This window comes from Tabrizicola flagellatus, from assembly GCF_008271465.1.
GTDB lineage: Bacteria > Pseudomonadota > Alphaproteobacteria > Rhodobacterales > Rhodobacteraceae > Tabrizicola > Tabrizicola flagellata.
Genome location: NZ_VMDU01000002.1, coordinates 428,715 through 440,280, shown reverse-complemented (window position 1 = coordinate 440,280; position 11,566 = coordinate 428,715). Strand labels below are relative to the sequence as shown.

The window sequence follows — 11,566 nt, the reverse complement described above, 5'->3', positions numbered from 1 at the left end:
GCCATGGACAGCCCGGCCTCCGCCCCCTCCGGGGCGGCGTTTCTGCCACTGCACGAGATCGAACCGACTGCCACCATCAAGCGCAGGCTTGCCAAGCTCCTGTGGACCGTGACGGTCGTCCTGGTCCGTCATGCCGAACGCGGGGCCGGCGCCGACCCGGCGCTCACCCCCGCCGGGCAGGCCCGCGCCGCGCTTCTGGCCCAGATGCTGCAGGACGCCAACCTCTCGGCGGTCTTCGTCACCGACACGCTGCGCTCGCGCCAGACCGGCGCCCCGGCGGCACAGACGGCGGGACTGCAACCCACGCTCTATGCCGCGACCGACGCCGCGGGCCTGGTCGCTGCGATCCGCGCCGGCCACGCCGGACGCACCGTCCTGGTCGTCGCCCATTCCAACACCGTGGATGACATCGCCGCCGCGCTCGGCGCCCCCGGCCTGCCCGAACTGGCCGACAGCCAGTTCGACCGGCTCTTCGTCCTCACCCGCAGCTGGTGCGCGACCCGCATCCTGCGCCTGCGCTACGGCACCCCCACGCCCTGACCGTCAGGAGACCCCCATGCCCCCGATCACCCGCGCCATCGTCGTTCTCGACCAGACCAGCGGCACCCTGCGCGAGGAGGACGGCCGCCTCCTTGGCCTAGACCTCGCGCCATCGCTGCACGCGGCCGCAACCGGCCTCACCGGGGTCGAGATCCTCCTTGCCCTCCCCGGCGCCGCCGACCTGCCCGGGGCCGAGGCCCTGACCGGCTTCGCGCCCGCCGCCCTCCGCCTGCTGCCGCTCGGCCCGCTGACCTACGGCGACCTCGGCGCGCTCTCGGGCAGCGATCCGGCGACCGCGCTGGTCTCGGCCGACCGGCGCCTGCGCGGCGAGGCGCGGGCCGCAGGCTTCACCCCCGCCGCCCATCCCGCGCTGATCCCGATGCTGGCCAGGGGCGTTGCCCCGGTCGCCGCCCGCATCGCAGGCCCGCGCGATGTCGTCGAACGCTTCGCGTCCCGCAGCGGCGCGATCCCGATGCAGTTCCAGCCCGCACCCGACGGCTGGGCGCTGATCGCCCTGATCCCGCCCGAGGCCCAGGCCACCGCCGCCGAGATGGGCCTCTCGGTCTTTCCCCTCGCCTGTGACCCCGCGACCGAGGATCTGGTCTGGGCCCGGCTCGACGCGGGCGATCCCGGCCACCAGGGCGACCTCGCCGCCGCGCTGGCCGGCCGGCCCATCCTCTACAGCGAGCCGGGCCAGATCCTGATCGCGCTGAAACCCGGCGAGACGGCCGAGGCCCTCCACCTGCACGGCGGTCATGGCCATGCCGAGTTTCTCGCCCCCGACCCCGGCCTTCTGCAACCGGCCCTGCACGAGGCCGCCGACTTCGACGTGCCCGACATCGGCAAGCTGCCCGAGATACTGGAGGCCGTGGAACTCGACCCCGCCGTCCGCAAGATCCTCGCCGCGATCCGCCCGCGCTGTTCGGTGGTGACCGCCGCCTACGAGGCCGACCTCGACCGCTACACGGGCGTCACCACGCTCGATGCCGCCGGCCCCATCGTCTCGCGCCATTCCGCGCATCCCGACAACAAGCGCGCCGAGGCCGCGCTGATCGCCGACCTGCGCGGCATGGGCTACTGCCCCTGGCGGCACGACTTCGTCCATGCCGGGGCCACCCATTCCAACATCATCGCCGACCTGCCCGGCCTGGGCCGCCTGCGGATCCGGCCCGAGATCCTGGAGCGTTACCTCCGCATCCTGCGCGATGCCGGCCCCCTGCCCCCGCCCGACCGCTGGCTGCCGGATCTCGGTGCCCTCGCCCAGGACAGCTGGGCCGAGGGCTTCGACGATCTGCCCGATGCCACCATCCGGGCCGAGATCGAACGGGTCCTGAAGCTGCAACCCTGGTTTCCCTGGTGGAAGCACCGCTGCCCGCTCCCCGGCTTCGGCGCGGGTCTCGTCATCGTCGGCGCGCATATGGATTCGACTGCCGGGTTCGAACCGGGCTACCAGGCGCCCACCAGCCCCGCGCCGGGGCGCGACGACAACGGCTCCGGCCTGGCCGGGGTGCTGTCGCTCGCCCGCCACTTCCGCGCCTATGCCGGCAGGCTGACCCACACCGTCCGCTTCTGTTTCTTCAACGCCGAGGAATCGGGCCTGGTCGGGTCCAAGGCCTATGCGGCATCCCTTAAGGCGGCTCGGGCGCCGGTGCGGGCGGTGATCTGCATGGACATGATCGGCTACAATTCCGACGCCAACCGGATCTTCGAGCTGCATGCGGGCTATACCGACCCCGCGATCCGCGACCTGAGCCTGCCGCTGGCCGACCGCGTGGCGCTGGCCGCCGCCCAGCTTGGCCGGCTGGCGCCCGCGCAGATCTACAAGGGCACCTCGACCTTCGGCGGGCCGGACCGCAACGTCTATGACGGGGCGATCAACCGCTCGGACCATGCGGCCTTCCATCAGCAGGGCTGGGGCGCAGTGCTGGCCAGCGAGAATTTCTTCGCGAACCTGCCCACCGAGCCCGCCGCCGACGGCAATCCGAACTACCACCGCGCCGCCGACCGGACGACGGATGCCGCCTATGCCCGCGACATCGTCTGCGCCGTCGCCCGCGCCGTGACGCAGCTTGCGCTCTAGGCTCCTCTTGCGCCTCCGGCTTCTCGTCGCGAAGGCCAAGCGAGGAGTGACGAAGTCATCGACGAGCGTTCCGCGGCACACCGCCAAAGGTAAAGGGCGCGTAAATGCGCGCCCTCAACCCCTTGATGTGCCTTTGACCAGAGTTCCGTCCACCGTGGACGGCTACTTCGCCACCCGTGCGTTCCTGCTCGCAATCAGCCGCAGCCGCAGCGCATTCAGCCTGATGAAGCCTTCCGCGTCCTTCTGGTCGTAGGCGCCCGCATCCTCCTCGAAGGTGACGTGCTTTTCCGAATACAGCGAATGCTCAGACCAGCGCGCCACCGTCCGGGCCGAGCCCTTGTAAAGCTTCACCCTCACCGTCCCGGTCACATGCTCCTGCGTCTTGTCGATCAGCGCCTGTAGCGCCTCGCGCTCGGGGCTGAACCAGAACCCGTTGTAGATCAGTTCCGCATAGCGCGGCATGATCGAATCCTTCAGGTGCCCCGCGCCCGCGTCCAGCGTGATCTGCTCGATCCCCCGGTGCGCCTCCAGCAGGATGGTGCCGCCCGGCGTCTCGTAAACCCCGCGGCTCTTCATCCCCACGAAGCGGTTCTCCACCAGGTCCAGCACGCCCACGCCATGTTTGCCGCCCAGCTCGTTCAGCCGGGTCAGGATCGTGGCCGGCGACATCCGCTCGCCGTTGATCGCCACGGCATCGCCCTTCTCGAAGGTGATCTCCACCATCTCGGCCTGATCGGGGGCCTCTTCCACCGGCACCACCCGCTGCAACACATAGTTCGGGAATTCCTCGGCCGGATTCTCCAGCACGCGGCCCTCCGACGAGGTGTGCAACAGGTTCGCGTCCACGCTGAACGGAGCCTCTCCCCGCTTGTCCTTGGCGATCGGGATCTGATTGGCCTCGGCGAACTCAAGCAGTTTCGTCCGGCTGGTCAGATTCCACAGTCGCCAGGGCGCGATCACCTTGATCGCCGGATCCAGCGCCGCGGCAGACAGCTCGAACCGCACCTGGTCGTTGCCCTTGCCCGTCGCGCCATGCGCCACCGCATCCGCGCCCGTCTCATGCGCGATGCGCACGAGGTGCTGGCTGATCAGCGGCCGGGCGATCGAGGTGCCCAGAAGATACAGCCCCTCGTACAGCGCATTGGCCCGGAACATCGGGAAGACGAAGTCGCGCACGAATTCTTCACGCACATCGACGATGTGGATGTTCTCGGGCCTGATCCCCAGAAGCAGCGCCTTCTGACGGGCGGGCTCCAGCTCCTCGCCCTGGCCCAGATCGGCGGTGAAGGTCACCACCTCGCAGCCATACTCCGTCTGCAGCCATTTCAGGATGATCGAGGTATCAAGCCCGCCCGAATAGGCGAGGACGACTTTCTTCGGCTTCTGCATGGATGCACTCCGTCCCGGTTTCGCTGGCGCTTAAAGCGAAACCGGGCCGAGGGCAAGAATGGCCGAGACCCGTGTCGAGGCTCGACCCGCAGAAGCCGGACGCGCGCCCCGATGATTCGGCGCTCGCTTCGGTGCGGCCATGGCCCTGTGGCCAGGCGGATCACTTCACGACGATGACCTCATCCGCTTCGGGAAGAAGCACCGCGGTCTCATCTGATGCCAGCGTTTCGGCCACGGTGGCGTCGATCTCGGTCTGGTGCGGGGCCAGCCTGGCGCGCAAGGCGTCCAGCAGCGCTGTCGCGTCACCCGTCTTGTTCCAGGCGTCAATGATCGCCTGTTCGGCATCGGTGACAGCCTGGCCCGCCAGGGCAGCGGCGTCCCGGGCAGCCTGGATCTCCGCATCCTCCGGCCGGCTTTCTGCAAGCTGAAGCCCGGTCGCATCGGTTCCGCCAAGATCTGCGATCATTGTGTCGATGTCACCCGACACAGCCAGCTGCTCGTTCGTCAGCGTGCCGTCCGTCCGTGCCTGAAGATAATCTTCCACGGTAGCGAAGCCTGCTTCCTCGACCTTCGCCTGAAGGGCATCGAACTCCGCGGCGCGTGCTTCCAGTTCAGCCGCCTGACCCGCCGCGGCCAGGGCCGAAGAGTCCGCCACCGCCAGCCCGGCCAGAAGGCCCACCGGACCCTTCGTCGTCTGGCCGTTGCGGATATGCGCCAGCACGGCGTTGATGTTGGCGTTCATGGCGCCGTTCATCTTGCCAAGTTCGTTCGGCGCAAGCCCCGCCGCCTTTGCGGACTTGGCCTTGGCGGCCTTCATGGAGCCGTCTTCGGCCGCCTTCGTTGTCTTCTTCTTGGCGGCGGATTTGGCGGACTTCTCCTGCTTGGCCTTGCGCTTCTCGGACGACTTCGCCTCGGACTTCCCCTTCCCGGACGATCTAGCCTCGGATTTACCCGATTCGGACTTCTTCGATTCAGACTTGCCCTTCCCCCCACCAGAGCCCTCACCCTTGGCATGTGCGGCGCCAAACCCCGGGGGGAGAACTGCCAGGGCCGGGGAAAAAACCAGGAGTGACACGGCAAGTACAGACAACAGTTTCATCTTGCGCATTGGAGCGAGTCCTTGTCTGGATGGCACAGGCTAATGAATGGTCTTCCATGCGGGGCGCCAATCATGGCCAGAATATGACACAACGCATAAACCAGAGGTATACTGGGGCCATGTCAGGCTTTGCGGATGCGGCAAGAGCGACGACCGCGGCCCTGCGCGCGCTGTTCCCCGAAACGCCGCTGCAGCGCAACGACTTCCTGTCGGACCGCTACGGCGCCGAGATCTGGCTGAAACGCGAGGACCTGTCGCCGGTCCGCAGCTACAAGCTGCGCGGAGCCTTCAATGCGATGCGCAAGGTGCGGGCACAACAGCCCGACCAGCGCCGCTTCGTCTGTGCCAGCGCGGGCAACCATGCGCAGGGCATGGCCTATGCCTGCCGGCATTTCGATGTCTCGGGCACGGTCTTCATGCCGGTGACGACCCCGCAGCAGAAGATCGACAAGACCCGCGTCTTCGGCGGCGCGAACATCGAGATCGTGCTGACCGGCGACTATTTCGACCAGACGCTTGCCGCCGCCCAGGCCTTCTGTGCCGAGGCGCGCGCGCATTTCCTGTCGCCCTTCGACGACCCCGACGTGATCGAGGGACAGGCGTCGGTCGGGGTGGAACTCCTGGACCAGCTCGGCCGCGCGCCCGACCTCGTGGTGCTGCCGGTCGGCGGGGGCGGGCTGGCCTCGGGGGTGACCAGCTATCTGCGCGAAGTGGCGCCGGACACCGATTTCCGCTTTGTCGAGCCCCTCGGCGGGGCCAGCCTGACCGCCGCGCTGATGGACGGCGCGCCCGTCAAGCTGCAGCAGGTCAACAGCTTCGTCGATGGCGCCGCCGTGGCCCGGGTCGGCGACCACACCTTCCGCCGGCTGGACTGGGTGGACCGCGAGGATGTGCTGCTGGCGCCCGAGGACCGGATCTGCGTGACCATGCTGGAAATGCTGAACCACGAAGGCATCGTGCTGGAACCTGCCGGCGCCCTGTCCCTGGACGTGCTGCCCGAACTGGCCGAGGAAATCCGCGGCAAGACCGTGGTCTGCGTCACCTCGGGCGGGAATTTCGACTTCGAGCGCCTGCCCGAGGTCAAGGAACGCGCCCAGCGGTTCGCGGGGCTGAAGAAGTATTTCATCCTGCGCATGCCGCAGCGCCCCGGCGCCCTGCGCGAGTTCCTGAACCTCCTGGGCCCCGATGACGACATCACACGCTTCGAATATCTGAAGAAATCGGCACGCAACTTCGGCTCGGTGCTGATCGGGATCGAGACGCGATCGGCCGGCGGGTTCGCCGGCTTCACCGCCCGGATGGATGACGCGGGCCTGGCCTTCCGCGACATCACCAACGACGAGGCCCTGTCCGAGTTCCTCATCTAGACCTGCGCCGGCCCCAGGCGTGCGCCCCGGATTGCGGGCGGCAGGGCTTCAGGCGGCCCCGGCCCTGTCTGCGGACATTCCGTCCAGCAGCCCGGCGCGCGAGGCGCGATAGACCGACGCGACCTGCGCCACGTCCACCAGAGCCCCATCGCCGGCGGCGGCCCGACGCTCGCCTTCCTGGCAGATCACCGCCAGGTCGCGGAGGCCAAGGTTCAGTGCGCTGCCCTTCAGGAAATGCAGCTGCGCCCCAACCTCATCCTCCGGCACGCCCTCAAGCAGCGCCCGCACGGCACCTTCGGCTTCTTCCAGGAACATGCCGGCGACTTCGGCAAAACCGTCCGCGCCGATCTCTTCCCGCAATTCGTCCACCCTTTTCCAGTCTATCATGGCACCCACCCGCACTGTCACCCACGCACGCAGTCTGGCGGCGCGATCGTTAACAAACAGTCGCCAACCCCCTGCTTCTTGTCGCGCATTTTAGCGTTCACCCGGCGTTAAGCCCGGAACCGCAGGCTGCGCCGATCAGGTCGGAGAGGTGAATGTGCTTGCCGGTGCGATGAGGGGCGAAATGGGGCAGCCGGGCGTCGGCGCGCCGCGGCATGTGCTGGTTGTCGATGACAGCCGGGCCCAGCGTCTCATGCTGTCGATGCAATTGTCCCGCTGGGGGTATCGGGTCACGGACTGCGGCACCGCCTCGTCCGCGCTGGAACTCTGCCAGGATCAGGCCTTCGACATCGTCATAAGCGACTGGATGATGCCGGGCCTGACCGGACTTGAATTCTGTCGCGAATTCAGGGCCTTGGATCGTGAATCCTACGGCTACTTCATCCTCCTCACCTCCAAGTCCGAGACGACCGAGATCGCCGATGGGCTGGAGGCCGGGGCCGATGACTTCCTGACCAAGCCCGTCGCTTCGAACGAACTCCGCGCCCGCCTGCGTGCGGGCGAACGCATGCTGGCCATGCAGGCCGAGCTTCTGGCCAAGAACAGGGTCATCGCCTCGACCCTGGCCGAACTGCAGGGGATCTATGATTCGCTCGACCGCGACCTGATCGAGGCGCGGAAACTGCAGCAGACCCTCGTGCGCGACCGGGTGCGGGACTACGGCTGGGCCACGGTCTCGCTCATGCTGCGCAATTCGGGTCGGGTCGGGGGCGATCTGGTCGGCAGCTTCCGCGTCGATGACAACCGGGTGGCGGCCTACTCGATAGATGTCTCGGGCCATGGCGTCGCCTCGGCGATGATGACGGCGCGGCTGGCGGGGTTCCTGACCGGCTCGTCGCCGGAACAGAACCTCGCCTTCCAGAAGGGTCCACGCGGGACGCATGTCCTTCTGCCGCCCGAAGCCGTGGCGCAGCGGTTCAACCGCCTGATGCTGGAGGAGATCCAGGCCGAACAGTATTTCACCATGGTCTTCGCCGTGGCCGACCGCGCGGCGCGGCAGATCAGCCTGGTCCAGGCCGGCCATCCGCATCCGATGATGATCCGCGCGTCGGGCCAGGTGGAACGCCTTGGCCGTGGCGGCCTTCCGATCGGCCTTGTCCCCGATGCAAGCTATGACTGGCAGGACATCCCCTTTGCCCCCGGCGACCGGCTGGTGCTGGTCTCGGACGGCGTCACCGAATGTCCGCTGCCCGCGGGCGGCGACTTCGGCGAGGACGGGCTGGCCGCAAGCCTGCGGGCCTCGGCGCGCCTCTCCGGCGCCGACCTGCTGGAATCGCTCATCTGGGACATCGCCCGCCAGTCGGGTAGCGACAGCTTTGCCGACGATGTCTCGGCCGTGGTGCTGGACCTATCCTAGGGCGCGGGCCAGCATCGCCCGGTCGCCCGGATTGCCCAGCCGCCAGAGCGCCTCTTCCACCGGCAGCCAGATCGCGGTGTGCCCGGGCTCGGACGGCGGGCCAAGGCGGCGGACTGGATGCGCCAGATAGACGGTGCAGACCTTTTCCGCCCAGAGATCGTATTCCGGCATGTAGGTGAAGCGCCGGAATGCCCCGAGACGCCGCGTCACCGCGACTTTCCAGCCGGTCTCCTCGCGCACCTCGCGGTGCAACGCCGGGATCGGCTGCTCTCCAGGGTCGATCCCGCCGCCGGGCAACTGGAACTCGGGCACCGGCTCGGCCTGGTGCGTGGCCAGGATATGGTCGCCCCGCAGCAGGATCGCATAAACCCCGGGGCGGCGGGTGTAGGTCTGGCCCGGTTTCACCGGCTCGCCGTGGCGTCGGATCATGCGTCACCCCCTTGGTGCGGCGGTTGCCCTGACTATATAGGCGCGGTATGCCAGCATTCGGCACCATCAGGAACTCCCCATGACCACCGGTTCGCAAATCGCCTGGGACGATACCGTCCTGCCCTTCCAGCTTGACGCCTCGGGCATCCGCGGCCGCGTCGCCCGCCTGGACGGGGTCCTCGACCAGGTGCTGAAGCAGCACGCCTATCCTTCGGTGATCGAGGCGCTGGTGGCCGAGACCGCGCTTCTCACCGCGCTGATCGGCCAGACCATCAAGCTGCGCTGGAAGCTGTCGCTCCAGGTTCGCGGCAAGGGTCCGGCCCGCCTGATCGCCACCGACTATTACGGCCCGACCGCCGAAGGCGAACCCGCCCGCATCCGCGCCTATGCCAGCTACGACGCCGAACGGCTCGACCCGACCGCCGACCCCTTCTCGCAGATCGGCGAGGGGTATTTCGCGGTGATGCTCGACCAGGGCGAGGGGATGCTGCCCTACCAGGGCTTCACGCCGATCGCCGGGGGCAGCCTGTCGGCCTGCGCCGAAACCTATTTCGCCCAGTCCGAACAGATCCCGACCCGCTTCCAGCTCGCCTACGGCGAAAGCGCCGAACCCGGCCGGCCGCTCCGCTGGCGCGCCGGTGGCATCATGCTGCAACACATGCCGCAGACGGGCGGGGTCGCGGCCGAGCAGGGCTCGGGCGAGGGCGGACTCCTGACGCATGCCGACATCCTGGCCGGCGCCGAATCCGACGACTGGAACCGCGCAAACCTCCTGCTCGACACCGTCGAGACGCTGGAGATGATCGGCCCCTCGGTGCCCCCCACCGACCTTCTGGTGCGCCTGTTCCACGAGGAAGGCCCGCGCGTCTTCGACGCCCAGCCGGTGCGCTTCGGCTGTTCCTGCAGCGAGGACAAGGTGCGCAACACCATGTCGATCTACAGCCAGAAGGACATCGCGAAGATGACCACCGAGGCCGGGGTCGTTACCGCCGACTGCCAGTTCTGCGGCGCGCATTACGAGATGGACCCCAGGACGCTGGGCTTCGAGGCGGTCAAGTCGGAATGACCGACCCCGAGGACGCCTTGCGCGCGGCGCTGGCCCGCCCCGCCGGGCCATCCTCGGATTTCGACCTGAACCCGGGGATGCACCCCCGCCCCGACAAGCCCCTGCGCCCCGCCGCCGTGCTGGTCCCGGTCTGGCTGCGCCCCGAAGGCGCGTCCATGATCCTGACCAAGCGGTCATCGCGGCTGAAACACCACCCCGGCCAGATCGCCTTTCCCGGTGGCAAGGTCGACCCCACCGACGCCGGCCCCGAGGCCGCCGCGCTGCGGGAAACCCGCGAAGAGATCGGCCTTGAACCGTCGCGGGTGGAAATCCTAGGCACCCTCCCGGTGCACGAAACCGTCACCGGCTTTGCCGTCACCCCCTTCGTCGGCCTGATCCGCGGCACCTTCGACCCGGTTCCCGAGGCCGGCGAGGTCGAGGAAGTCTTCACCGTCCCCCTCTCCCACGTCCTGACGCCCGCCCGCTATACTATCGAGCGCCGCCGCTGGATGGGCGTCTGGCGCCGCTATTACGCCGTCCCCTACGGCCCCTATTACATCTGGGGCGCCACCGCGCGTATCCTGCGGGGGTTGGCGAACCGGGTGGGGCAATGAAGCTTGCAGGAGATTGGCTGGACCATCCGGGCACGCAGGCCCTGATGCAGGCGCTGGAAGCGGCAGGCCACCAGGCCCTGTTCGTCGGCGGCTGCGTCCGCAACGCGCTTCTTGGCGAGCCCGTCAGCGACGTGGATATCGCCACCGACGCAACGCCCGAAGCCCTCTCCACCCTTGCCGAGACTGCAGGCTTCAAACCCGTCCCCACCGGCATCGACCACGGCACCGTCACGGTGGTCGCCGGGGGCAAGCCGCACGAGGTCACCACCTTCCGCCGCGACGTGGAAACCGACGGTCGCCGCGCCGTGGTGGCCTTCTCGACCCGGATCGAGGAAGACGCCCACCGCCGCGACTTCACGATGAACGCGCTCTATGCCGACCGGCACGGCGCGGTCATCGACCCGCTGCACGGCCTGCCCGACCTGCAAGCCCGCCGCGTCCGCTTTGTCGGCGACCCCGAGACGCGCATCCGCGAGGACTATCTGCGGATCCTGCGCTTCTTCCGGTTCCACGCCTGCTATGGCGACCCCGAGGGCGGGATCGACGCCGAAGGCCTTGCCGCCTGCTCCGCGCTGGCGGACGGTCTCGACCTCATCTCGAAGGAACGCGTCACCGCCGAACTGCGCAAGCTCCTCTCTGCCCGCGACCCGGCCCCCGCCGTTGCCGCCATGGCGCAGGCCGGTGTCCTCGCGCGCGTCCTGCCCGGCGCCGACCCGCGCGCTCTTGCCCCGCTCGTCCACCTCGACGCCGAGGAACACCCCCGCTGGCTCCGCCGCCTTGCCGTTCTCGGCGGCGACACCGACATCCTCCGCCTCTCCAAGGCCGAAGCCCGCGATCTCACCGCCCTCCGGACCGCCATCGCCAGCGCGGACACCCCCGCCGTACTGGGTTGGCGCCTTGGCGAAACCCTTGGGCTCGACGCCATCCTCGCCCGTGCGGCGAGCCTGGGCGCGCCCCCGCCGCCGGGCTGGCAAGACGAGGTCCGGCGCGGGGCCAGCGCCCGCTTCCCCGTCATCGCCGCCGACCTGATGCCAGGCTTGCAGGGCGAGGCGCTGGGCGCGCGGATGAAAGAGCTTCAAGGCCGCTGGCTTTCCTCGGGCCTGATGCTTTCGCGCGAGGACCTCTTGAAAGAGGCGTGACAATCCGCCGCGATTCGTCTAAGGACGTCCCACCCAGGAAGGAGACCAGCATGGAAAACAGGA

Annotated in this window: 11 protein-coding genes; 7 read left to right on the top strand and 4 right to left on the bottom strand. The window is 68.6% G+C overall.

The window, feature by feature from the left end:
- Nucleotides 1–3 precede the first annotated feature (3 nt).
- Nucleotides 4–540, top strand: coding sequence for a SixA phosphatase family protein (locus FL625_RS05245; RefSeq protein ID WP_149587566.1), 537 nt, complete (start codon nt 4–6; stop codon nt 538–540).
- A 16-nt stretch (nt 541–556) separates the two neighbouring features.
- The gene (locus tag FL625_RS05240; RefSeq protein ID WP_149587565.1) at nt 557–2,620 is read left to right on the top strand and encodes a M28 family metallopeptidase; all 2,064 of its coding nucleotides are present in this window, start codon (nt 557–559) and stop codon (nt 2,618–2,620) included.
- 162 nt (nt 2,621–2,782) lie between these two features.
- Here FL625_RS05240 and FL625_RS05235 read toward each other — a convergent pair whose 3' ends face one another.
- Both FL625_RS05235 and FL625_RS05230 read right to left on the bottom strand, forming a co-directional pair.
- Nucleotides 2,783–4,009 carry an argininosuccinate synthase gene (locus FL625_RS05235; RefSeq protein WP_149587564.1) on the bottom strand — a complete coding sequence of 409 codons (1,227 nt, stop codon included), beginning with the start codon at nt 4,007–4,009 and terminating at the stop codon, nt 2,783–2,785.
- Between the two features lie 160 nt (nt 4,010–4,169).
- A complete protein-coding gene (locus FL625_RS05230) occupies nt 4,170–5,117 on the bottom strand; it encodes a hypothetical protein (protein WP_149587563.1) in 948 nt (315 codons plus the stop codon).
- A 110-nt stretch (nt 5,118–5,227) separates the two neighbouring features.
- Between FL625_RS05230 and ilvA the strand changes: the two genes are divergently transcribed.
- Complete coding sequence (gene ilvA, locus FL625_RS05225) at nt 5,228–6,475, top strand: threonine ammonia-lyase IlvA (RefSeq protein WP_149587562.1); 1,248 nt, start codon at nt 5,228–5,230, stop codon at nt 6,473–6,475.
- Nucleotides 6,476–6,523: 48 nt separating this feature from the next.
- Here the strand turns inward: ilvA and FL625_RS05220 are convergent, their stop codons facing one another.
- The gene (locus FL625_RS05220) at nt 6,524–6,862 is read right to left on the bottom strand and encodes an Hpt domain-containing protein (RefSeq protein WP_149587561.1); all 339 of its coding nucleotides are present in this window, start codon (nt 6,860–6,862) and stop codon (nt 6,524–6,526) included.
- A 169-nt stretch (nt 6,863–7,031) separates the two neighbouring features.
- Here FL625_RS05220 and FL625_RS05215 point away from each other — a divergent pair, with 169 nt between their 5' ends.
- Complete coding sequence (locus FL625_RS05215) at nt 7,032–8,276, top strand: PP2C family protein-serine/threonine phosphatase (protein WP_235019320.1); 1,245 nt, start codon at nt 7,032–7,034, stop codon at nt 8,274–8,276.
- Here FL625_RS05215 and FL625_RS05210 read toward each other — a convergent pair.
- Nucleotides 8,268–8,705, bottom strand: coding sequence for an NUDIX hydrolase (locus tag FL625_RS05210; RefSeq protein ID WP_149587560.1), 438 nt, complete (start codon nt 8,703–8,705; stop codon nt 8,268–8,270). The two genes, FL625_RS05215 and FL625_RS05210, sit on opposite strands and share 9 nt — an antisense overlap.
- A gap of 79 nt (nt 8,706–8,784) precedes the next feature.
- Here FL625_RS05210 and hslO point away from each other — a divergent pair, with 79 nt between their 5' ends.
- From hslO to FL625_RS05195, 3 genes are read left to right on the top strand one after another with little or no spacing between them, the layout of a single operon-like run.
- On the top strand, nt 8,785–9,771 hold the full coding sequence (hslO, locus tag FL625_RS05205) for an Hsp33 family molecular chaperone HslO (RefSeq protein ID WP_149587559.1): 987 nt from the start codon (nt 8,785–8,787) through the stop codon (nt 9,769–9,771).
- Nucleotides 9,768–10,364 (top strand): CoA pyrophosphatase, encoded by a 597-nt coding sequence (locus tag FL625_RS05200; protein WP_149587558.1) that lies wholly within the window; start codon nt 9,768–9,770, stop codon nt 10,362–10,364. Before hslO ends, FL625_RS05200 begins: the two co-directional genes overlap by 4 nt.
- Nucleotides 10,361–11,503, top strand: coding sequence for a CCA tRNA nucleotidyltransferase (locus FL625_RS05195; RefSeq protein ID WP_149587557.1), 1,143 nt, complete (start codon nt 10,361–10,363; stop codon nt 11,501–11,503). Before FL625_RS05200 ends, FL625_RS05195 begins: the two co-directional genes overlap by 4 nt.
- Nucleotides 11,504–11,566: the final 63 nt, after the last annotated feature.

Excerpts from the sequence above, each read along its gene's own strand:
- FL625_RS05245 (WP_149587566.1), top strand. The coding sequence starts at position 4 with ATGGACAGCCCGGCCTCCGCCCCCTCCGGGGCGGCGTTTCTGCCACTG.
- FL625_RS05195 (WP_149587557.1), top strand. The coding sequence starts at position 10,361 with ATGAAGCTTGCAGGAGATTGGCTGGACCATCCGGGCACGCAGGCCCTG.
- hslO (WP_149587559.1), top strand. The coding sequence starts at position 8,785 with ATGACCACCGGTTCGCAAATCGCCTGGGACGATACCGTCCTGCCCTTC.
- FL625_RS05220 (WP_149587561.1), bottom strand. The coding sequence starts at position 6,862 with ATGATAGACTGGAAAAGGGTGGACGAATTGCGGGAAGAGATCGGCGCG.
- FL625_RS05230 (WP_149587563.1), bottom strand. The coding sequence starts at position 5,117 with ATGCGCAAGATGAAACTGTTGTCTGTACTTGCCGTGTCACTCCTGGTT.
- FL625_RS05200 (WP_149587558.1), top strand. The coding sequence starts at position 9,768 with ATGACCGACCCCGAGGACGCCTTGCGCGCGGCGCTGGCCCGCCCCGCC.
- FL625_RS05215 (WP_235019320.1), top strand. The coding sequence starts at position 7,032 with ATGAGGGGCGAAATGGGGCAGCCGGGCGTCGGCGCGCCGCGGCATGTG.
- FL625_RS05210 (WP_149587560.1), bottom strand. The coding sequence starts at position 8,705 with ATGATCCGACGCCACGGCGAGCCGGTGAAACCGGGCCAGACCTACACC.
- ilvA (WP_149587562.1), top strand. The coding sequence starts at position 5,228 with ATGTCAGGCTTTGCGGATGCGGCAAGAGCGACGACCGCGGCCCTGCGC.
- FL625_RS05235 (WP_149587564.1), bottom strand. The coding sequence starts at position 4,009 with ATGCAGAAGCCGAAGAAAGTCGTCCTCGCCTATTCGGGCGGGCTTGAT.
- FL625_RS05240 (WP_149587565.1), top strand. The coding sequence starts at position 557 with ATGCCCCCGATCACCCGCGCCATCGTCGTTCTCGACCAGACCAGCGGC.